General features: G+C 42.2%; 13 protein-coding genes. 1 reads left to right on the forward strand and 12 read right to left on the reverse strand.

Annotation, left to right across the window (positions count from 1 at the left end; all coding sequences use genetic code 11):
• Positions 1 to 151 precede the first annotated feature (151 nt).
• The 8 genes from AC3YUO_RS11590 to AC3YUO_RS11625 all read right to left on the reverse strand — a co-directional run bounded on the left by AC3YUO_RS11590 (position 152) and on the right by AC3YUO_RS11625 (position 11418).
• The gene (locus tag AC3YUO_RS11590) at positions 152 to 1447 is read right to left on the reverse strand and encodes a lactate racemase domain-containing protein (RefSeq protein ID WP_489963199.1); all 1296 of its coding nucleotides are present in this window, start codon (positions 1445 to 1447) and stop codon (positions 152 to 154) included.
• Positions 1448 to 2102: 655 nt separating this feature from the next.
• Positions 2103 to 2516 (reverse strand): very short patch repair endonuclease, encoded by a 414-nt coding sequence (locus tag AC3YUO_RS11595; RefSeq protein WP_489963200.1) that lies wholly within the window; start codon positions 2514 to 2516, stop codon positions 2103 to 2105.
• Positions 2509 to 4122, reverse strand: coding sequence for a DNA cytosine methyltransferase (locus tag AC3YUO_RS11600; protein WP_489963201.1), 1614 nt, complete (start codon positions 4120 to 4122; stop codon positions 2509 to 2511). Before AC3YUO_RS11600 ends, AC3YUO_RS11595 begins: the two co-directional genes overlap by 8 nt.
• A gap of 20 nt (positions 4123 to 4142) precedes the next feature.
• Positions 4143 to 5912 carry an AIPR family protein gene (locus AC3YUO_RS11605; RefSeq protein WP_489963202.1) on the reverse strand — a complete coding sequence of 590 codons (1770 nt, stop codon included), beginning with the start codon at positions 5910 to 5912 and terminating at the stop codon, positions 4143 to 4145.
• Position 5913: 1 nt separating this feature from the next.
• Positions 5914 to 6921: a PD-(D/E)XK motif protein gene (locus AC3YUO_RS11610; protein ID WP_489963203.1), complete on the reverse strand. Its 1008-nt coding sequence runs from the start codon at positions 6919 to 6921 to the stop codon at positions 5914 to 5916.
• Entirely contained in the window at positions 6905 to 9730 is a 2826-nt protein-coding gene (locus AC3YUO_RS11615; RefSeq protein WP_489963204.1) for a Z1 domain-containing protein, read from the reverse strand. Before AC3YUO_RS11615 ends, AC3YUO_RS11610 begins: the two co-directional genes overlap by 17 nt.
• Positions 9727 to 11202: an ATP-binding protein gene (locus tag AC3YUO_RS11620; RefSeq protein WP_489963205.1), complete on the reverse strand. Its 1476-nt coding sequence runs from the start codon at positions 11200 to 11202 to the stop codon at positions 9727 to 9729. The genes AC3YUO_RS11615 and AC3YUO_RS11620 overlap by 4 nt, the downstream gene beginning before the upstream one ends.
• Before the next feature lie 15 nt (positions 11203 to 11217).
• Positions 11218 to 11418: a DNA-binding protein gene (locus AC3YUO_RS11625; RefSeq protein ID WP_489963206.1), complete on the reverse strand. Its 201-nt coding sequence runs from the start codon at positions 11416 to 11418 to the stop codon at positions 11218 to 11220.
• A 250-nt stretch (positions 11419 to 11668) separates the two neighbouring features.
• Here AC3YUO_RS11625 and AC3YUO_RS11630 point away from each other — a divergent pair, with 250 nt between their 5' ends.
• A complete protein-coding gene (locus tag AC3YUO_RS11630; RefSeq protein WP_489963207.1) occupies positions 11669 to 14674 on the forward strand; it encodes an AAA family ATPase in 3006 nt (1001 codons plus the stop codon).
• Between the two features lie 326 nt (positions 14675 to 15000).
• Here the strand turns inward: AC3YUO_RS11630 and AC3YUO_RS11635 are convergent, their stop codons facing one another.
• Genes AC3YUO_RS11635 through AC3YUO_RS11650 form a run of 4 tightly spaced genes read right to left on the reverse strand, consistent with a single transcriptional unit; the run spans position 15001 to position 24377 of the window.
• On the reverse strand, positions 15001 to 17289 hold the full coding sequence (locus AC3YUO_RS11635) for a DUF2357 domain-containing protein (RefSeq protein ID WP_489963208.1): 2289 nt from the start codon (positions 17287 to 17289) through the stop codon (positions 15001 to 15003).
• Positions 17289 to 19637, reverse strand: coding sequence for a coiled-coil domain-containing protein (locus AC3YUO_RS11640; RefSeq protein WP_489963209.1), 2349 nt, complete (start codon positions 19635 to 19637; stop codon positions 17289 to 17291). Before AC3YUO_RS11640 ends, AC3YUO_RS11635 begins: the two co-directional genes overlap by 1 nt.
• The gene (locus AC3YUO_RS11645; RefSeq protein ID WP_489963210.1) at positions 19637 to 21223 is read right to left on the reverse strand and encodes a hypothetical protein; all 1587 of its coding nucleotides are present in this window, start codon (positions 21221 to 21223) and stop codon (positions 19637 to 19639) included. Before AC3YUO_RS11645 ends, AC3YUO_RS11640 begins: the two co-directional genes overlap by 1 nt.
• On the reverse strand, positions 21210 to 24377 hold the full coding sequence (locus AC3YUO_RS11650) for an AAA domain-containing protein (RefSeq protein WP_489963211.1): 3168 nt from the start codon (positions 24375 to 24377) through the stop codon (positions 21210 to 21212). Before AC3YUO_RS11650 ends, AC3YUO_RS11645 begins: the two co-directional genes overlap by 14 nt.

Consider the following 24377-nt stretch of genomic DNA (forward strand, 5'->3'; position numbering starts at 1 on the left):
GGGACAGTTGGTCACCAGTTGAGGTAGCCGGATAACTTAACCAAAAAAGTCAGTGAGAACTGCCGTTTCGGCAGTTCTCACTGACTTTTTCTGTGTAAAAATTATCTGCTTAACAGGAAAATGCGTTTTATGACAGCTCTTTTGGCGTCCTTTATGAGAACTTGGGCAGGGTGTTTGCACCGTGGGGCATCAGTGTGGCTCGCAGATCTTTGCCTTCATTGAGCTCCCGGGACAGTGCCAGCGCCTGATCAAGCGTCTTGACCACGTGAATCTTGGAGGGGCCGAAGTCCGACTGCTCCATACCTGTGACCACAATCATATGGTACTTTTCGGCACTCTCAGCAAAGAGGTAGCCGATGAACGCCCCGATGGAAAAATTCTCCCGCAGATCCTTTTCCCGCTCCACCATGGTGGCAAAGCCAGCAATCTGGCGCTGAGTATCGGCGCTGCCAAATCCTTCTTGAGACTGTGTCACCAGAATGATGGTTCCGCCATCTTCCACTACCTCCAAAGCGTTGGAGAGGGTTTTAATGGTCTGGTAGAAATTCAGATCTTTCGGGAAACCGCCGGCGCTGGCGATCACCAGCGGAGTTTTCTCCTTGACCGGTACGCCATACATCTGGTCCACTAGGTCACAAGCTGCCCGGTGGGCAGTGATCCAATTGCCGGCAAAGGCGGCAATGATCTGCTGGTCATCATTGACCACCACATTTACCAGGAAGGTGGGGTTGACCATGGAGCACGCCTCCATCATGTCGGCGTGGACCGGGTTGGTCGCATTCATATTGGCACTGCGGACCTGGGGATTGGAGCCGTTTCCGAGGCCGGGATTCAGGGCAAGATTGTGGTTTCTCATGATGGTATCCCGGCCGGAAATCCCCGGCAGAATACTCTTGCGGCCACCGCCGAAGCCTGCCATGAAGTGGTATACCACGCCGCCCGTGAGGATGATCTTGTTGCAGGCCAGGGCCCGTTTGTCCAGCCACACAGGAGTTCCACGGGTGGTAGTCCCCACATAGGCGAGATTTTCTTCATCGGTACACACATGATCCACCAGGCTAATGCGGTCATAAACCTCCTTTGTCACCAGGCCCATGTGCTCTTCCGGAGTTTGGCGGCGATGCGTTCCGGTGGCGGAGATAATCAGCATGTCCTCGTCCCGGACGCCGGCAGATTCCAGCTCTGCGATCAGCACGGGAATATAGGTCTCAGGAGACTGCCAGCGGCGGGTAACGTCGGAGATAACAATGCACGCCTTATCTCCCGCCTTCACCAGTTCCTTCAACGGTGCCGAATCGATGGGATGATCCAGAGCCCAACGGATGTGCTCTGCCGGTGTCCGCTGGGGCAGTTCCACCCGATTTGGCTCCAACTCCGCTGCAATCAGTTCAGCAGGAAGGTGGACCTCAAATTCCTCCGTTCCGCATTTCATAGGCTCAATCATCATGATGATTCATTCCTTTCTAAGAGGCGTCCTTCGGCAAATAATTCAATGCAAGTATACCGTACTTATGAAAAAAAGTCGATGTAAACTTCGTGGAAAAATATACGTTCCTACACGTCAGTGATTCAAGGAACAAAAAAGAGCCCGGGGAAACGAAGTTCCACGGACTCTTTGTAAGGCATTATTTAGGGACAATGTGCTTGTTTGCGGGGGGACAAGTACAAGCCTTGTGATCGTCCTTCCGAAAACCGTCGCCTGTCCCGGCAAAACGGTCTCCTCGGTCGATCCTCAACTGCCCTCGCAAAATACTCTGAAAAGTTCGAAAAATCGAAAAATAGAGGCAATATCGAGGCTAAGCGTGAAAAAAGAATAAAAAAAGAGCCCCGGGGAAACAATTCCTCGGGACTCTCTTTGAGTCGATTATTTTGGGACAATGAGCGTTTTTGCGGGGGACAAGCTCATGGTGCCAAAGAAGAACTGTTCCTTTTTGTCGTATTATAGCAGAATACGTCGAAAAACGCAATATGGAATTTCACACTAAATAGACCGCAAAACTTTGTAAAATATTTATTTTCTGTACGTTTTTGCAACTTTATTTTCAAAATCCAGAAAATGAAACGATTAACAAAGATATTTCTCTTAAGTCTCTAACATGCCATCAAGAGATGATATCGCTGCAAAGCTTTGCTAAATGTTTTTCCCGTACATTCTTTTTCAATTCGCACTCCCAAATAATCAGTACCTTCCAGCCCATGTCTATAAGCTTCTTGTGGTTTTCCTTGTCCCGTTCCACGTTTCGATTTATTTTGGGTGTCCAATATTCAATATTAGAGGAGGGCCACACAAATCGGTTGCAATCATGTTTATGCCAAAAACATCCATTTACAAAAATCACAGTATGATATTTAGGCAAAACAATATCAGGGCATCCCGGCAAAGTTCGAACATTTTTTCTATATCGAAAGCCTTTAGAAAACAGATACTTCCTAACAATCTCTTCTGGCTTTGAATTCGTGCTTCGAATATGTGACATATTTTTGCTGCGAACTTCTTTTGAGTGATTATCAGCCATTTTCTTGTTCTGCCTCACGAAGTTTTTTACCTAAAGTTGCCGCAAGCTGCTTAGCAATCGCTTTTGCCATAATTGGAGGTACGGCATTTCCTACCTGCTGGTATTGTTTATCTTTAGATCCGCAAAATACAAAGCTGTCAGGAAATGTCTGCAACCGGGCTGCTTCTCGGATACTGATTGCCCGATCCAGGGTAGGATGAATCCACATAGACTTTCGAACATTAAGCACTGTTCCGCTTGGTTCATTATAGTTCAACCGCAAATAAATCGTATTTTGAGTCCTTTTCACATCGGTATAGGTATTGGTTTTGAGCGATTCTTCTAAACTATGGAAATTTTCTCCTTGATGCAGCGCTTTGAATCTTGCCATTGCTACATCAGTCGTTTTAGTAATGATGTGGTTCTTCAGAATATCCGAATCTCTCAGTTGCTGTGCTACTGAACTCAACTGCTCCTTATGTTCCAGCGGAATTCCTTCCTCATCGTCTGCCAAATCATATACAGGCGGGACATCTTCCAAATCAAAAATTGCATCGTGAACAGTTTTATAATGTCCATCTTTAATCTTTCTGGAAGGCAGAAATACCACAGCGGAAATACTTTTCTTAATCCCCATAACGACAAAGCGTTCTCTTTTCTGGGGCGCTCCAAAATCTGCGGCACACAAAACACCGCTATTGATTGCATATCCATCTTCTCCAGATGTAAGAATACTTTTTAGATAATCAAAAACCGCAAATGATCGAATATTTGCCAGGAGACCGTCTTTTTCTGTACACTCATATGAATCCACATGGATATGGTTATCAAAGATTTCCTTTGCTTTACTTAGCATGCGTTGAATCATAATTGCAGGCTCAATTAAGGTGTGAATTCCATCCGCTTCAAGAGTGCCATCAAAATAATCCATAATCGCCTGAAATGCTTCTCTGGATTTCTGCGCAATGTAATTGTCTGCATCGTCTTCAATATAGGCTTGAGCGATTTCGGTAAGCTTACGCCGGTGTTTTTCCAAAGATTTTTTCATCTTATCAGCGTTTTTTTCGCCTTTGTAGATGATATTCAGTTCTCGATAGTGATTTTCAGGCCAAAGTCTCTGCTGGAGCAATTCCAAGTTTTGAACCATCCCCAATGCGCCATCAAACACAAATTCTGAGCTCAGCAAATGCAGCGGCGTGTTTTTGTTCGGGATCTGATACTCTTTTACAATATCCAGATCTGTTTCCTCCATATAAAACCGATGAACGTCAGATCGAAGCATACTAACATTTTCCATGACAAACGCCTTTGGCTGCAACTCTCTAATTGCTCGAATATACTGCTTTACCAACATATTATTCTGGCTGATTGCATGGTTTTTCTGCCGATTTGCATTCGAAAACCCTTGGCAGGGAGGACCGCCAATGACAACATCAATGGCTCCGTGTCTCCTCTGTATATCCTCATAATCTGCGCCGCATACATCTCCTTGCAGCTCGACATTAGGATGGTTGCGATGATAAGTTGCCTGCATGTGCGGTTCCCGCTCGAAAGCAACCTTTATCTCATATTTTCCTGTCTGCACGAAACCCAAGCTCAACCCACCGGCCCCTGCAAACAGATCCACTACTGAATATGGCATTTTTCTCAATTCTCCCGCTTTTCCATTTTTGCTTCATAACGGCTCTGAAGCAGTTCCCAGCAATCTTCCTTTTTGCACCACTGTCCAATATTTACGCCAGGAACTGTAGGATTCTGAAAATGTTCCCATACAAAATAGGCCAATTCTTCTATGACCCTTGCCGTCTCCGCATTGATTGTCTGGTTATTCCAGATTTCCTGCGGGTTGATTAAACCCGAATGATATTTTCCAATTAGTGCCACGGTATAATAGTCCTGCTGAGCTTTAAAACCGCCAAATTTCAAATTCTTGATGATTTCATCACAGCTATTGAACAATATCACCTTAGAAATCATGTCAATATAGCTCTGTTCAGATGGCTCAGGGAATTCACCCTTGGAGACCATATCCGAGAAATAGACAAAGCTGGTTTCCAGACCTTTGCTGACAATATACGGATAGCCTTGGTAAGCCATCACACATTTAGCTGCTACAGTTTTAGAAATACAGCGATTCTTAGGACAACGGCTCTTGAATTCCTTCTTAGCCGCTGCGGTTGGCTGCCGACTCAATTCAACTAAATACTGTCCTCTGGCTCTCTCATAGAACCAATAGTCTGTCGATTTTCCCCTCGCAACCGGGATCGGTGTTGCTCTGGATAGACGTTCCATTTTTACATGGTATGCATCATTGGCATTAAAGTCAGACATATTGATTTTATTTTGGCTGTTTGCATACTTGGAAATGTTATGAATAATATCTTCAGCTTGGTCTTTTTTCTTTATTACAGACAGCTTAATCTGTACATTCACCTGATCCAGAGGAAGCTTTGACTTATAAGCATTGTAAATCGATGCTGTAGTTTGACCGCCATTAACAATCTGCCAGCCGGTGATTTCTGTAATGCTTACAACATCTCCGCTGCTCTGGCTTTCATCAATGTCGATATCATCCGCAACAGTTGAAATACCGTTGTTGTAGGCCATAAACATTTGAGGTTCACTGGCTAACGATGCTTTAATGCCTTTGTTGACCTTACCAGTTGCCTGCAGAAAGGAACGCACATTCTTTTGAATCAGATCCTGCCCCTCAGCTGCATAAATCTGTGCCAAAAGCTCACCTGAGATGACACCAATATAGCAGTCATAGATATCATTATCGCCTCTGACTTTAATTAGAGGCAAAGATGCGCCATACTTTTTCTTCAGTTTTACAACAAGCTGGCGCTCCACAGCAGCACCGCCAAGGACACTTTGATACAGTCGTTCAATATCCCAAACGTCAAAGCGAATAGTTACCTTTCCATAACGAGTGTCTTCCGGAATATATTGAATCGTTTCATCATTGGTCAGTAAAATGATATTAACTGTTTCAATATCCTCTTTATGAGCTTTGATAAACTCATAGGCTTGATAACCATCACTGGATTCCTCTAAAGCCTCAAACGAGTCAGTGCCGCAATTCTTATAGAATTTTAGAGCTTTTTTCAAAAGCCTATCGATTTCAGTTTTCTTCACCTTTTCCGGCTGCGGCTTAGCCTGATACTTACTCACAAGCAACGTGAGGGAATGGAAATACTCACTGAACGCATATCCGTCCAGTTTCATATTTTCGCCATCTTTTTTGAAGTCCACCAGCGCACAGTCCGAAACAAGAGTTTCTCCCGCTTCCGTTAGATAGGACAAGAACAAAGTTTTGAAAGCCGTATTTGTTGAAATGGGGCCGTTCGCTTTTACATACTCAAGAACTTCATCTCGAAATTCTTCGTAGAATTCAAGAATTTTCTCGTTTACCACATTAGGCCCCTCCTTTCAAAACTCCAAATACGGATTTTATGTCTTGAGCGTACGGCACACAAAGCGTGATATTAACTCGGTATGTAAGATCCGCAACGCCCAGAGGTACTGCTTCTCTTGTGATTTTCGGAAAATCACTATCTACTGCAAAGCAATAAAGATCTCGCTGATAGTAGCCAATGGTATAACTATCTGCAGCTTCATCAAAATAGCCGTACTCCTTTAGTTTTTCATCAAACTTCTGCAGGATCGATACATCTTTACTCAACCTGCTGCGAATGGCTGCAATTCGTTCCGGCAGTTTTTCACCCCCGCTATGACTTCTGCGAAGCGCATAGAAACGCAGGAACAGTTTCCCTGGAATATCACTATTATCCAGCTGATATTCACTGCTGATATGAGCAAAATAGGGAGCCTGCGCAGAGGTGGTCTTCACTTCAACTGCATGAGGGCCAAAGTAGAAATCATGGGTTTCATCTTCACTGCCAGCCCAATGTGAAACTGCTCCCACCCCTTGTGAATCCAAGCACTCACTCAAAAACAGCAGCTCTCCATAAAGTCCCTGCTGACGCTCTTCAGACATCAGCAACTCTTTATCAGCAGCAAAAAACTCCTTCCACTTCGTTAGAACTGTGATGATGACAGATAAGGACTCATCGGTGTTTTCTGCTGCTTCCAACTGACTTCTCAGGTCTTCAACAACAATTTCAAAAATATCACTGGCGCTATTCGGCAGCTGAGAAAGACCAACAAAAGGCACATCAATTCCATATGCTGGAAGTGTAGCTGTTTCAATTTCAACGCCTTTCCAGTGCGGAAATCTGCTCTTAGGAACTTCTGAAGTCACAGATAAAAACGCTGAGCGCATTCTTGTGGCAATGTTGACTGCAAAGGCAATCATAATGCCATTGTCAAACTTCACCAGCCGCATCGCAAAGGGGGAAGTCTGACCTGTCCCTGAAAATATGTCGGACAATATTTCGTTGTAAATATCAGCCGTAAAACTCATTACTGTCTTTCTCCAATGCAATATCATTCATCCGATAGGATTTGAGGTCACCCTTTCCCTTTCGATCAGGGAATACCGCAGCAAATCCAAAGGGAGGCTTGTGGTCCCCACGTTCATCAGTCAGTCTTCCCGCTTGTCCAATAGGGTACAGAATCAAAAATCCATTCGTGAATGGTCTTGTTTCTCTGCGAATAATTTCATTGATTTTTGTCTTAGAAGGATCATTTTGATATTTTTCTTTCAGCTCCAGAACTCGCTTATATGTATCGCTATCATAATCCATATACTCATGATCTGCAGATGTCATAGTATGGATAGAGGCGGTTGTTGCGGAGAAATCCACACCTGTACCCTCTCTTCTGAGAATACCTCCTCCTACTCCCTGCAAATCAGCAATATCGAATTTTTCTCCATTATCCATATTTATCAGACAAACGGTCCACGATTTAACTCCACCAATTCCATCCGCATTCATGGTACGAATATAATCTGCCATATATTTGCTGTTTGCTCTGGTTGCAGTTTTAGATGTTTCATAACTTTCAAAGAAGTTGGCAACATCATGAGCAGACACATTTAGATAGAAGAAATGCTCACCCGGAGCTTTTCTTCCAAGTATTTTCTGATATTGTTCTGCTGTTATGCGGCAGCCTTTAATCGCATACAGAAGGTCTTCGACAGCTTCAAAGTTTCTGTCGTACTGCTCACCATCAATATCAAAAACACGAGTTTGGCTCAGCTTGCAGCTGAAATCCCGCTTAAACTCCTGCCCCGTTCTCATCTTATTTCGACTGGTAATTTCCAACGTCGGATGAGATGCCACCCGCAGACCAAAGTCCTTTGGTGTCTGAACTACGCTGTTCATAAAGTCAAATTGTGCAGCAAGATCTTCGGTAGCCATAGAAATGTGAGAAAAGCTTGCATGGAGAGTGGGCGTAGTAAACAACCTGCAGGCATCCAGGTATCCCGGACGGAAACCGAACCATCGGCCCATCTGCATAAGAGTATCGTATGTATTAGAGCTACGGGTGAAATAGCTTACTGTCAGTCCTTCCAGTGTCAAGCCTCTGGAGAGTTTATCGCCGCCAATGACAATGACATTGAATGGTTTTCCCTCATGGTTTTTGTAAAGAAGAACATCATCGCTCTTACCATTGACACTATATACACTGATTTCCTTGTCAGCGATCAGGCGTTTAACTTCAGACCAGACGCAGTCCCAACTAACATCATCACATCCAGACATATATTTGCTGAACTGCGCCCTCATTTTGCTGGTCGTAGGAACATAGTCTTCTTCCCAGATCGACTTCAGCTCACTTTCAATGATGGGGTCACCATAGCGAATGTGATTCTCAATTTCTTCTTTAAAATATTTCAAAACCTTTTGTTTAACCTTATTTTGCTGACCAACGAAGCGGATGATATGGATTAACATCGTGTTGGGTTTGTTCCTTTGGCCTCTGCAGTTCCTAAGTGCGGTAGACAAAAGGAAGTATTTTACAGCCAGTTTAAGCTCCTTGGGAAGTTCTCCAACCGGGTCGGTAGGTCTGGTACCACTGCCGAGATACGTTGCTCCCTCCACAATTTTCCGGTAAAGCGGCATCGCAGGAAAATCCTCGGTACTGCCCAATCCAAAGAACTCTCTTGCACCAATATACTGCTCTGCTCTTGGAGATCTGTATATAAAATCTCTTGGAAAGAGATCAGTTCCATATTTTTCGTCGTCAATATGTGGAGGAATAAAGATGTTTGCAAAAGGAGTAGCGGTATAACCGATATAAGAACGGCATTCAAATACACCAAGCAACTCTCTAATCAAGCCGTTGATAATTGAAGGATTATAGTCATCCAAAACATTGCCTTGATCGTCATAGCTTTCTTTCGTATTGATAGAAGCTTGATCCGCCTCATCATCAATAATAAGTGCAGGATATTTTGCTGGAATTTTCTTCTTTCCGCCTATAATCTCTGCGCAATGATTTTTACGGAAAAACCGCAGAATTTTGCGCAGAACAGAGGCGTACTTTTTTGTAACGATCATGAGCGGAGGCATCATAGATACGCCTTCCGTTTTTTTATTGACATCGCCCTTTTCATCTCGTGTCGTAATTGACTGGACAACAGTTTCGACCTGGTTATGAGGACCTACTCCAACACCAATCACATTGCGCTCCCGGGTCATATCTCCGATACTCTCCAGACTTGTTTCATATCCCAGAACTTCTTCATCGATACGAGACTGAGTCTGGCTGCGAAGGCTGTTATGGATGCCAGACAGCACAATCACAATACGATATCCTGCATCGTAGGCCTTATTAATCATCCCGATATAATGTGCCGTTTTACCAGATTGAACATAGCCGAATACCATGCCCATTCGTTCGTTAGCTGTTCCTTTTTGTGGATTTGCTAAGGCATTCATAATCTTATCAGTAGAGGAATTAATATCCTCCACTGCTGTAATGCTCCAAGAGGGTTTCCTCAGCAAATAGTCATAATAACGGCTCCAATACTCCGGTTTAAATTTCGGGTCTTGTTTGAGCTCATCCCACCAAGTCCTATCTTCCAGATTTGGATCACACACACCAATAGAAGGTTCTGTGTAGGCGGTCACTTCACTGAACAGGAACTTTTTAAAACATTCCATGTCAGAAATCATATTTAAGGCACCGAATTTTGCTGCGGTCTTCTCGACTGCTTCCGCAATAGTTATATTTTCTTCTTTTACAAGCTTCTCACAAAAACTATATCCACTCCTATATAAACCGACCTCAATATCACTTAAGTCTTTCGGCGTATTAATCATTGTGCTTCCTCCACCAATCTAACAATGTCCTCTCGGAGATGTCTATAATTAGCCATGTTCAGCAGCGTAGACTGTGTTTCTTCTTTGGTAAATCCCTGTGACAAGAAAATTGCAATCATATCTGTCAGTTCTTTGATTTGCATCTGATATTCCAAAGAGGTCTTATCAGGCTCTGTACCAACTTTACTTTTCTGCAAAGAATCTGTTACTCCGGAGTGCATAAACGGTGCGAAATTTTCAACCAGAGCGAGATATGCTGACAGTGTCGATTTTCCCTGGTCATCCAACTGCTTCTTGATATTATTTAGAAGAGAATGTTTTCTGTTAATATGGAAAGAATATCTGCCATTCTTTTTTCGTTGCTCCCATACATAATCCAGATTTGGGGCACTGACATTGGATTTTGTATAACTGCCACGGGAGTTATATACACGAGCTGAAGTTTCAGTGCAAAGATCAATCTCTCTTTCAACTGATTCCCTAACATAACTGGGCAGAGAAGCTGTTGACTTCTTAATATCGATTTTCCAGTCCTCATCGCTGGCCGATGTAATATCAATCTTAATGCGGGCCAGGTTGTATGCAGGTTCTTTCTTTATGTAGTCAAACCATGTTCCGCAGATAATCAGGCGTCTGTTTCTGTAAACATAAATACCCTGGTGATAATTCCATCCTTTGGGTCCGCCTGCTGCCTGGTAATCATCATCAGTTGCAAATTTCGTTTTATGCGGCAGAACGTAAGGCTGAATAGTCACCTCTGCACAGCCATCATCTGAGAAAATTGATTCTTCCGGCAGTTCCTGAGTTGCACTATTTTCTAAAATAAATGGATTCCACGCTTTAATTGGAATACCATTTAGTTCCAGAACGAGATTATCTTCTTCAATAAATCGATGGAATGTAAGTGACAAATGTTTTTCCGTTTTACTTGCAATCCTATAAAATTTATTCTGGGCTTTTTTTTCGTCACCGATGTCGATCACTCGATCCAGGTTTTCAATAATAACAATCGTACCCTGCTCGCCTATATAGGATAAAAACTCAGAGATTTCACTTTCGTCCCGAATAATCAAATTCCACCCAATCTCCGGAATCTGGTCCAAATCCCAAGAGGCATTACTCACGACAGAGTCTGATTTTGTTATAACTGTTAACTTTTTCCCCAAAGAGAATGCCGCTGTCTTCATGCCCATACCAAACCGCCCCAAATCATCTTCAGCTCGGATTTTGCTGGGATCAGAAGATCCTATACGCATATTTTCAATCAGGTCGTTCTCGCTCATGCCGAAGCCATCATCAGAAATCACAATTCGTTTCTTTTCCCAATCAAAGTAGATTTTGATTTCATGGGCCTGAGCTGAAATGCAGTTATCTATAATATCTGCAATCGCAGTTTCTTCGTTATACCCTACAGAACGCAGGGAGGCCAGCAGCAATCTTGCTTCTGGAATGGATTGAATTCTCTCTGCCACACTGCACCTCCTCTGTCAATTGGGCCATATATCGCTTTTTATATACTTTCCAGATTTTACTCTGGCATCTTTGGGTTTTTCAGCATCCGCAGGAATCGCCCATGAGTATCCTATTTTAACAGCACCCGGAATACGCTGTTCAACACAAAGTACCTGTATCCGGCGAACAGAAATTCCCCATTTCTCAGAAATTTGTCGAATAGAAGCGTATTCCATATACTTCCTCCTATCAATCACTTTAGTTCAATCTTTTTTACATTGTTAAACAAATATTCTACAAAATATTATATTCCAGATTACGAATAAAATCAAATATTATGTCTATCTGTGTATGGAATAACGCAAAAGGAAGGAGTGTGCCGCTTACGGCATGCTCCTTCCTTTTGCACTGTATCTTTCATCACCCAGGAAATGATATTGCACATGCATAAAATAAGCAAATTGCAAAAGCAAGGAGCTTATTACTATGCAAGACTTCAAACTGAATTATAAAAAGCATTCCTATCCAATCAGTACTGATGGCCTGGAATTTCTCCGAGACTTAGCGAGAAATTCCAACTATGACGGCTACACTTCGCTCGCCCTTAAAGATGACGCAAAATTTAAGCCAATCTGCTTTGTTCGCTTAAGCAGTCTTCCAGAATTTGTAGCACAAATGGAATTGTATCCGCAAAAACACTATTATCTATCGGCGACTTCCTTCACCAAGATGGAAAGAGCACATGCCAGTATGTTTGCTTACAACGCCATTGTAATTGATGTTGACTGTCATACAGACTCGGTTACAGATCAAGCGAGAGATCTCCTAATTGATAGCTTTGTCTGGCGTTTAAAGAATGATTGCATCCAGTGCGGAGACTTGATATCTCCTAACTACATTGTGCTGACTGGACGTGGTGTACAACTCTGGTGGTTTATCAATCCTGTGTATGCCCCCAAATTTGAGAATTGTATATTAGATGTTGCAAATCATTTCATCAGTATTATTCAGACTTTGCTCGATGAATTTCAATCAGAATTGGTCGGCATGGAAGTTGATGTTCCTGCCTCTACCAATTTAGCAGGACTCTACCGCCTGCCAGGAAGTTCAAACCCAGCCACCGGGAAAAAAGTTCAAGTCCGACGCTTGAGTGATGAACGATTGGATTTAGTAGCTTATCGAAATGCACATCTTCCATATACCCGAGAGAAGGAAAAGTTCTCCAGAAGAAAGAAATATGTCGCCGTATCTCAGGATCAGAAGAAGCGGTGCGAGCAGTTCTTAGACGCCGTCCAAAGACTTCGAAACCTTCGATCTGCGCCGAGCGGAAACGAGCTGCGGAATAACTTCATCTTTCTGTTTTTTGCGCTTGCCTGCTCTATCTATTCGATTGATGAAGCAATGCGCCGGACGGAGGATTTCAATGAGGGTTTCAGAGTACCGTTTAGCCCCCGTGAATTGAAAAGTACACTTTCCTCAGCCATTAAGAAGACCTATGCAATTGGATCTCAAAAGATTATTGATCTGTTGGATATTACTGACGAAGAGGCAAAGCTGGTTGGTCTCATCTCTCCCAATATCCGTATTGAAGTTCCAAAGAACAATGAAAAAGCAGAGCGAGACACCAATATCCTAAAAATGTACCTTGCAGGTGCGAAACAAAAAGTCATCGCAGAGCATATGGGTATCACACGACAGACTGTCAGTACTGCACTCAAGTCTCAACATGCAGACGAGCTTCTGATGGTGAAGACAAGACTGCTGTATGATTCTGGTGAGACAACCAGCAAAATTGCCCAGCAGATGGGGTGCTCACAGAGAACTATCTCCAATCGGCTTGCCGCAGCAAAGACCATGGATCCTTCTAATTTTTCAAAGTACGCAAAAATGTTAAAAAGTGGCCTATATAATGGTTTAACTTTGTCTCCTGCGCCCCAGCAGGTGGAACGGGAACAAACGGCACAAACTAAAGACGCAGCGGCGGCTCACTTGGAGGCACAGGTACTCCGATGCCTAAAATATGCCGCTCACTCCGAAGGGAGCTTATGTCTTCCGGAGTCTGTGCTTATCGAGCGAGTTGCTGCTATCCGTAAGCGGGCCAAGCATGACGAGATTGCCGCTGCCTGCAATTCTCTTGTTCAAAAGGGCATCATCAAATATGCAGCTGATACAGATGGCACCCAGTACCTTTATCTTCGCCGGAACTTCGAATTAGAAACTGCTGCAGCAAAAGGAATTTTGGCAATCATCAGATCCGAGAAGGAACCTGCCATTTCGGAAGGCGAGATCAAACAGTCTCTCTCATCATATGAGTCCGAAAAGCAGATGATGTTTTCTGAAGAGCAAAAGGCCGCCGTCATTACTGGAATCACCTCACCATTGAGCGTGATTACCGGCGGTCCTGGGACCGGGAAAACCGCTGTGACTGATGCGATTTGCTCACTGGTTTTAAAGCATAATCCAATGGCGAAAATAAAACTCTGTGCACCAACAGGTAAAGCTGCAGTGCATTTGACGGAGAAAACAGGGCACCCAGCAACAACGATACATAGGCTACTGTCTGCCCGCACGATAAAATGCGACTATCTAATTGTAGACGAGATGTCGATGGTGAGTGCCGAACTGTTTGCCGCTTTAATTACCAAAGTTATTTCGACTGTACAACTTATCATAATTGGGGATCCAGATCAGCTCCCTTGTATCGGAGTTGGAAATATTCTCCGGGACCTGATTGAGACTGAATGCGTACCGACGGTCACGCTGAAGACCTGCTTCCGTCAGAGCCAAACAAGCAGTATCGTTAGATTTGCAACAAGTGTGATTGGTCAATCAGATCCCGGAATGGCAGTATCAATACTTGGCGATTCCATAATGGATGATATTTCTTTCTGTTGCATTGATGAAACAAATGATGAGCTTATCTTAAATATTTCTGATATTGTGGCTAATTTAATGTATTATCACGGTATAAGTGCAAATAAGATTCAAGTTTTATCTCCCACAAAGGATTGCGCTGGTAAACTTAATATAGTGCTGCGGAATTTACTTAATTTTTCGGTGAATGGACAAGCTTTGGCAGATGCAGATAGTCTCCTGCCAGGAGACCGTGTAATTTACTGTAAAAATGACTATGCCCGAAATCTATTCAATGGTACAGAGGGCATTGTGAAAGACACTGGCTCTCAATATGTTACCGTTGAGTACGCCAATCATCATTTCGTTCGACATGACATTACCGAAGTAACTGCAAAAACGCTCGTTCTTTCATACGCATTGACGATCCATAAGGCACAGGGTAGCGAGTATCCTATAGTGATCATTCCGCTTTGCGAGTCAATGGGAAACATCTTAACTCGAAAATTGATTTACACTGCTGTTACCAGGGCAAAGAAAAAATGTATTTTGGTTGGGTCGATAACCGCATTGGAGAGGGCTCTCCGGCGCCCCACGGAAGAAATGCACTATTCAAGATTGAAAACTATGCTCATATGAAATCTAATCCTGCAGCTTGTGCCGTGGCTCACCACAGAGCTGCCAACGACCTTTAGACGCTATATGACCCAGTCAATGACCAACCTTTTCTTTTGTCGGCTTAAGCTTTTTGATTGGAATATCGTAGCCCAGAGTGAATAGCTTCACCCATTCCCCTCTGTTATGATTTTTACTATGAGCATCTGCTATCTCATCTCAGGCATATCTACACACGGGATATTTTGAACATTGATAATAGGGAAAATATGCAAAACAAAATAATACTGTTGATTAAACCGGAAAGCCACAGCTACTATTCGAGAATAGAACAGCTGTGGCTTTCTGTTTTATGGAAATCGTCTGGCCCCGCATTTTGGACAGACGGGATATAGTGTCAAAGAACCATCTATTTGTTCCTCAAACTCGAAATCAGTAATGATATAACGATCAAACAAACTATCCTTTTTTAGAATGTTTTCACATTCAGGGAGTTGGTAAAAATCGTTCGGGTTAACATTGCAGTCAGGTCGAATCCAATAAAAGTACTGTTTACAGCCTTTAGTGCAGCGTGTTTTACCCCACTCGATACCACATTCAGGATCTTCACATTTCCATGAATTTGCATCCAGAGCTTTAATATGTGTCTTTCCACAAATGGGGCAATGAATAGCATTACTATCCTCAATGTCTACAATCATCTTGCTGCGGTGTAAGGAAACAAACTTCATTAACCTTTGTATGGTTCCAAGATCTGTTTGTGTTGTAGGAAGAACCGCAACGTGATAGTCTTTCCACCCGTCTTCATCATTTAAATGATATGCTTCACCATAGTTAAATAAGCGCCTGAGCAACGAAACATTCTTTATATCTCGATAATCTTCTAATGAATGCGGAAGAAGATAACAGGAGTATTCATTAGCGCTATCAAAGAGTTCTTGGGTGAAATTATCAACAGCGGTCGCCTCAGCCTGTACATGAAACAGCATTGGAGAAATTTTAAGAGTTCTTATTTGGGGATCATGAAGCCGTGCATCAGAAATCAAATCGACGACAAATTCATTCCATGCATATGTTGATTTCTGGTACTTAAATTTGTCCTGAGTGGACAGTTTTCGTATCTCATATTGGGGTTTGTGGAGCAATTCTCGCAACGCTGTTCGCTCAGCTGAATTGGGTTTCTTGTGAAGATGAATACAGTTCTCCTCTGCGTCGTAGCTTGCCACCGATTTTATGTGAGAAAAAACAACGTCACTAAAGTCACATTCAGCAGGAACAGAAATTGCTATATCCACCTTTTCTTCCAGCTGTAGATTCAAGTAAGTAAATCCATACTGGTCCTCCTTGTTATAGAGTGAATATCTGAAGTAGTCATCCTCAGCTGTAGCCTGAATTGTCATCTGACCAAATTGCCCCACGCTAAATGTTGATCCATCTGAAAATTCAATTCCGAGCAAATTCATAGCATAAATCAGAGCAATAATGCAGTAAGCGGTATAGTAGCATTCAGCAGCATTGATTATATCGTTGTTAATTCCTTGCTTTTCCTGCTGTTCTTTCTGCTTTTCCTTTTGAACAAGACACCAAATATCATATAGCGCTTTGTAGCGCTGATCATTTTTCAGGATATTTGTAAGGTGAATCGTTCGGCCGATTCTTTTCTTGCTGTCAATCTTGCGATAAAACGCTGAACCACGAATCGAGGTAAGTATCTTGCTTACCTGAAGCCACATCTGTAATGCATCATCAAAGACTTTGTTTTCACGAGATAACTCACTAATATCACGGCCAGATAATACTTTCTGAAGCAGGAGACTTCTCCGATAATCATTAACTTTGGCTCCATATGATTCCCAGTCGATAGCATCAGTGTTTTGACGTTTGGCGGCTTTAAGAGACAAGATTTGTTGGGTAGTGTATTCCGCAACGTCGTCTACTGCCATTCTGAAAAACAGATTCTCATATATGTTTATTTCATCCTCGATGATATCAGCTTTCAGTCGTTTAGGGACTAATCCGTTTAATGTTCGAACTTTCCAATGTTCCGAATGCGATGCCAAATGCGACAAAGTATCAGTATTGATCCTCTTGACAAGGCTGACATCTTGAACCACTTCCTCAGTTCGCATGCCTTGTTTGGGGCTGGAACAAATAGCACGAACTTTTTGTGTGAGCGCACTTTGTATTTGGCTCAGAAGTGACTGATTATCATATCCAGTCAAAGGCTTCTGAACACTCAACAGAGTGATTTCATTTGCTTCAATAGCAGCCAAGAGACTATTGATGGGAATCTGTCCAGAGGCATCTGAAGGCAGCATCTTCAAACTATTACTGAAATGAATAAGATTTTCAATGGTCTTTTTGTCAATGGCATTTCCGCCCGTACAGGAAATTTGAAGATTGACAAGAGTATCTGGAGTCTTCAGTCTAACAGTGATAATGTTCTTGACTGAAACATTTAGCTTGTAATGATTTTCGCCCGCTTGACAACAATGTATATTTTTTCCTTCGCAAATGTCGCAGGATTCATTTTTTCCTAATCTGATTTCCAAAAGAGCCAACGGAGAGGTTAATTTAACTGCCTGGCTTTTGAATTCAACTGGTATTACTCCAGAAGGAGTTTTTATTGAAATCTGCATTAAATATCACCTGCACTAAAATTGCGGTGCCTGATTGTATCAATTTTTTTGAGGCACTTAACGAAGACCCCATCTCCGTAAACAGCGTTCAGGGCCTCTACCAAATCGTCAAGGCATCCCGCAACATAAGCATCGTATTTTTCATCAAGTTTGCGCAGAATTTTATGGGCCAGGAAGTAATCAATAGCACCTTCTTTTGTTCCACCACAGGCGATGTAAACAGGTACAAAGTCATCAAGCTGGTTTTTCATTCGGTTGCCAAATGTAATATCCATGTGCTGTAGGATGCCTGTATCAATTTCGTTCAGCATATCCCAATCCTGCTTGGTCATTTGATTACCCTTTGTTCTGCGGGCTTTTGTAAACATTGCACTCAATGCACCGAAGTTGATAGTTACAGGATTAACCTTTTCGCCTTCAAATGGGGCCTCTCTTTCATCCATATCCAAGATTTGTGCACGGTCATAAACTTTGTCAGTAATAAGAGAGGTTGAATCATCGTTATTTGCTGTACCGATAAACCAAATATTCTTTTTTATAACGATGTTAGCAGTTCCGTTATCATAGTTAAGCCATTTAGGACGCTGTTCTTCATTAGGTTCTGCAAAGCTGGAAACAAGAGGGATTTTCCATTCAGCATCTTTATGTTCAAGCACCGAGAGAAAATCAGCAAAATAATATTCGATTCTTGCAAGGTTCATCTCATCTAAAACAATCAGAACAATGTCATCTTTGTAATCACCAGAGGATGCACGGTAAAGTACTTTAGTAAATTCGGTCTCTTTGAAACGATTTGTAAAATCGTTATCATAGCCAAGAAGCTCACGATTGTCTCTCCAGGAAGGCTGCACCGAGATGGAGTGCCAGCGTATATCGAGCGCATTTCGGAACAACTGAGGAAGGCTTGATTTACCCGTACCACTCAACCCCTGAAGAATGATTAGTCTTGATGCAGATTCAGAGGCTGCCAGAGAAGATAAGAACACACGAATAGTCTCCTCAGAATAATACAGCGGTGTTTGCCCAGCAGGAGGATTAGCACCAAAATTTCTAACATAAGCTACAAGGTCAGCGAGTGTCCCGTGGAAATCTTCTCGTTCAGAAGCGATATATTTTTCAGCATCAATTTTAAGTAAGCCTTGGAATTTACTCTCGTGACTGCTTTTGTATTGTTCGGTAATGAACTGGAGCTTTCTTTGAAGCTGTTCATTCAACGATTGCAATGCAGCCGTTGTTGTTCGGGCATTTTCAAGTTCTCTTTTATCTAATGCGTATGCACTCAACTGCGCCTGGGCAGTAACCAGTTTGGTTTTTGTTTCATCGAGCTCTTGACGTTGAGTTCGGAACATTTCCTCTGCGTGCTGAAGTTCGGCAACTCTACTCGGAGAAGGAAGATTAGAATATTCGTCCAATTGAGAAGTAGCTACTGCTAACAGATTTTCAAGTTCATCAATTCTTTCTTGAGCAGTTTGTCCGCTTCGATCCAATGCTCGCACTTCCAATTGAGCAATTTTTTTGGATTGCACGGAAATCTGTTCCTGACTCGCTTTATTGATATCTTCCAGATGAGCGATCTTGAGCTGCAACAATCGCACCTCTGTTTCTGAGCATCCTTCATACCGCTGTTTCAAGGCCTGAATGTATTCACGTTCACCTTCAAGTTCTTCTCGCTCATATTCATAGTCAGCTTTTTGACGTTGATATTCTTTTATAGCGGCCTCCAGTTCATCCAGCTTGGTTCGATATTCATCGCAAAGTTGTTTATGCTTTGCTTGAATTTCAGCATCAGCTTCATGTATGCGAGCCAGTCGCACTGTTTCTGCTTCGACACGCAAAGCATGCGCTTGCTCAAATTCCTGTGCGGTTGATTGCCTTTGTGCTGCAAGCTCAGCCGCCAAAGCATCTCTTTTTGTGGCAGCTTCCTGCTCCCACATAATACGCAGAGTGTTATATTCGTCTTCACGGATCCGCTTTTCATCAGCTCGAATTTCAGCTATAGTTTCCGATTTAACCTGTTCTTTCTGATCTGCAAGCTCGCTTTCCATATTCAATACGGCGGTCTCTCTCGCTTTAATATCCGCCAATGCCTGCGAAATCTTTTCCCTTTCAGCGTCCAACGCAGTGTGTTTGGCCTGATAATCAGCCTCAAGATCAGCTAACTTCTTTTTCAAGTCAGCATCAGCATCAGCAATCAGCTTCTCATATTCTTTAATCTTTTCCTGCACCCGTTCATCTGAAAGAATTTGTTCTGCCTCTTTGGCAGCACGTTCAGCTGCCAGTTTGTCCACATAACTATTTCCTTGTTGCTTGGCCTGAAACTGAGGCCTTTTATTTTTTCCCTTAGCCATTATTTTTCTCCTTCTATGAAACACGAGAAGATTGCTCGAACAATACCTTCGTACTGAGAATAGTATATCTCTGCATCAGACGGAGAGATATACGTGGTAGTGTAGTTTACTCCTGCATGTCCCGCATCGGTTCCGAGATGGTATAGGTCATACATTTCGACAAAAATATGATCATAGTCAATTACGAACTGGGTTGCAAAGTTTGCGGGTGTCTTGCTGGCGTACAGCAGTATTAAGGCAGCATTATCTTTTGGGTTGCTTTGACGGAAATCGGCTACATTTTTATAGATACCTTTGGTGGTAAATCTTTGCTTGATGGTATCATCAAGACGATTTGTTTCCACTACCTGTCTGATTCTCATCTTATATCGGGCAAAATCCTGTTGAAAAGCGCTGTCCTTTTCAACGCCACAGTATTCTGCTTTTTGTGCTTTGATTTCCGGGTGTGCGTTGATTGCTGTTCGAAAAATAACCTCTATTGCAGTTCTAAGATTTTTGGCAAAATTTGTTGATTCGTCTTCGCCTTTGCGAATACGGTCAACATCCTTAGAGAGATCCCGGATTGCTTTTTTTAAATCGGCATATACTGGGCTATTGCAAATGATCGGAAAATCATCAAACAACTGAATGTCCATATCGTTGTCGAATGCAATCTTGTCTTTGAATAACTCTGTCTTTTCCATAAGGAAAAGCTGTAATTCTTCAGCAAAGCTTTTGTCGTAAACACGAAGCCTGTTTACAAGTTTCATAAACCAGTTGTCATATACTTTCCCAAGAGGTGAGATAATCTCAATTTCTGTTGGATTGCTTGGGTTGAATGCAACATAAGCGATAGAAAGATATGTTTTGGGTTCATCATCGTATACGGTGATTGCGCTAACCTGTTTAGGATGATCCGCAGTATCTGCCAAAGTTTTTACAGGAGTTTCATCCGTGCCAAATTCTTCATCTTCAAAGTCAGAAGGCTCATTCTCCATATCCACATGGTTTTCTTGAGAGAGCTCTCCATTGTCAACAGCCTTACGGATTTTGCCCCATTGACGAAGCGCATTAGTAATTGCAGCTGTCTTAGGCTGTGCAGCATCAATTCCTTTAAGGAATATACAGTTTTGATCTTCAATTTGCTCATAATCGCCATCTTCAGGAAGTGTATCAATACTAAAGCATGGGACAACAGTGTTGGTTACAGCATCCTGGATAAGATAAACTTTTTTTGTCAGGTCGGACATTTGCATTTCGGGTGATATTTCACCTTCGATAGCTTCCAACAGATTCTTGGCCGGAGTATTGAGGACATATTCTGTTTTGTGTCTGCTATCAAAATAATCTCTTTTACAGTCAGCAAGGACATTGTCGATCAAGTCTTCGTTCAGGCCAATTTGATTGACAAGGATATTCTTAATTTCTCTATCAGTATGAGCAATACCTTTGCTGACTAAAGATAGAATGAGCTTTTCAAGTATATTAAGTTCCGGATTCACGTTGTCAGGAATATAGCATGCCCATACGTTTATTGGCCAAGCGATTGGCTTATATGTATCAGGCTGTATACCCTTGACATCCGCTCCAAAATTAAAAAGTTTCATAATAGCCGATGTCCTCCCGTTTACTGCGCTTGAGCAACTCGTCCAAAGGAGCAATAATTGTATTGTTTCCGTCGTTGGCAACAGTTTTGCTGTCACCGACCGTAATAAGAAGCCTTTTAGCACGGCTAAATGCAACGCACAGGCGATTGTTGTTATTCAAGAAACCAACACGCTTATTCATTTCAGTTTCCTGATTCGAACGAACAGCAGATAGAATTACTACATCAAATTCTTTTCCCTGAAAAGCATCAACAGTTCCTACAGATATTCTATGTGTATCACTCGGAAATTCATCGTCAATCATATTTTTCAGAAGTTCTGCCTGTTTGCTGTAGAATGTGATGATACCAATTTCAAAAGTTGAGTTTGCAATAAGAATTTTACTCAGTTCCTTTTTGATTACAGAAACTTCGCACGGTCTTGATTTACTGATTCCTTTTGCTTCCATTGGAGCCTTACTGGACATAGGAACATCAATCCATACCAACGGCTTGTTATTATACAGCCCCAAATTGTGTTCTTTATCACTATCTTTGCAAGCTGTTTCAAGGTGTTCCTCTGCATAAAACACATTGATTAGTTCACAAATTTGAGAGTGCATTCTGAATTGCTGATTCAGAGTACAGGTTCTGGCAATATGAGAAGTCTTGGTAGGATCAAGCTTTGTTTGTTCGTCTGCTTCCTTGACTTTATTAAAAAGTCTCATAAACAAAGATTCTTCCAGGACTGCATTTGCACCAACATCTTTCGTTTTTTGAACTACCGCTTCAACAATATCTTTCTCAACCATGTGAGGAAGCTGTTTGTGGTCGCCAACAAGGATAATCTTCCTTCCCATAGACATGGGGATCAGCAAGTCTAAAGGATTAGATCTGGCAGCTTCATCAATTATGACATAGTCATAAATATCTTCAAATCCCTTCATAGCAGGGCTAATGAATTTGTTTGCTGCCTGCTGACAGGTAGCTGCGTTTACCTGAGAGTAACTGCTTATCAAGCTCTTAACATTTTGGATGTTGCTAAGGTCATGTTTGAATTGCCAAATATAATCAAACAACATCTCTTCTCGAGTTTTACTGTCTTCACGGACAGCCAATTCATCTTCAACAGATGTAAGCAAATCATCTATTCTTTGCAAAAATGTACTGTCAACTTTTTGTGGTTGCTCTGTGGCATATTCTCGGAGAAGAAGGTCAATATCGTTTTTAAATGCGACCAGAAGTTCTTCCAACTGAGGGGTATCAGTGTTTGCTCGTTTCAGTTGCTTCCAATAGTCTGGAATCTCAAAGTCGATGTCTTCGCATTCCCATTTCAGATACATTTCAAGAGGCTTGAGCTTTTGAACGCCATCAGTCAGGAAAGCGGATATATCAGTTCGCTGTTCGTGCAATAGTTCAGTCAGACGAGAATTATCTCTATTTTCAAATGTCGGCTTAGCAAGGTCGATAAGGCTTACACTGATTTCATTGATTTTTGCTAATAATTCACCAGAGTAACCGTTAGTCTGAAGCAAATGGTAGAGAGTTTTCAGCTCGTTCTCCATTTCAGTTGTATCACCGGATCTAAGGTTCTTGATGCAGCGGAATATTTCTTGTGTATCGCTCTCGGCTTGATGAGCAGAAAGCCAATCGCTGCAGGAAGCAATCATTTCATCAATCCAGCTAAATACCGGGGCGTCTTCAACAGTAGCTCTGTCTCTATTAAAAACACGGTTTACAGGAACACCACCATATGAAACCCCTTTTATAGCGTTATCGACAGCATCATGCTGTGTAGAACTGATAAGAATTCTTGCATTTCCATCTTCGAGTTCGTTTATGCGCTCGATAATTGCTTTGATGACCTGAGTCTTGCCTGTACCAGGAGGCCCCTGGATTACGGCAATGTCCGGCGTATTGATTGCGATACGGATTGCTTCACGCTGACGGTCGTTAAACTTTTTATTTTTATCCTCGCCAAAAATATATTTGCGAAGGTTTTCTGTAACAGCGGTACGTTCTTTACCGGAAATGCCAACGATTTCGCCGGACTGAAGGAGCAGATTCAATCCTAAAAGTGGGTTTTCTCCATTTAGAATTCTTGTCTGAGCAATTTTTCTTCGTTTACTTTGGATAATGGAACCGTTGATACTTGGGACAATATAACCTCTTGAAGGAATGTTCTTAAAGGCATCTACTCGTTCATCAGAAATAACAAATTCTGTAGACCCAATACATCCCTTATCAAATTCCGAACCGATAATAATAGCCGTTCGAGGATTGTAACTTAAAGGATCATCTTCATTAAAGGATTCTTCAGGGATAACTGCGTATTGCATATCACCTCGCAGAAATTCCGGAAGTACATACCCACCAAGTACGCTGAATATCAGATTTCCCTGACTTCTTCTATAACTCTTGTATTGAAGAACTCCCATTTCGGCTGCATCCATTTTGATAGCTTCTTGCCCGAGATGATCATAAATACTCCACAGCTTAATCAGGTCAGAATTATTGCGGGTTGCTTGTTTGAACTTATCCATGAACTCAGCGGAAACACGTCGTAAATTTTCAGTATTGTCCTTGAATTCAATAGATCCGCTCATAAGAGTAATCAGGTTTTCAGCTCTTGATTTGTTTTTATTTTCATAGATGGCGGTAATATGCAAATAGCCCTGGGTGGAGGGAGCTACTACAACGGAGTATCTTTTTCCGTACAGACGCTGTTCGGTATTCTTTTTGTTACTTCCATAAACAAACCAGTATTTACCATCGAGGACAAGATCTTCAGTAAGTATCTTCTCAATATTATTCAGATCAAGTCTTCGCCGGCGCAGCTCTGGATAGATTGCATCGTCAATTAGCACCTGATAAGGTTCCTCGAATAACATATGCTGATAGAAACATAAAAGAGTAAATGTATATACATTTGCATCCCCATTGACTTTATCTAATCGGAGAATAGATCGCCCTTTATATTCTGCAAGCTTGGACAGCACATCGGATTTTGCTTTAAGTACCTCAACAGAAGCGAAACCATCGCTATTTCCAATCAACAGACTCTCAGCGGCGATTTGATAGTCGTATATGTTATGTTCTCTTAACTCAACGGCTGGAGATTCACACCTAACATTGAAGCAAAAATCCTTTGCAAATTTTATATCTCTACTTTTCAT

It is taken from the genome of Pseudoflavonifractor sp. HNCC25GI2 (genome assembly GCF_058136395.1).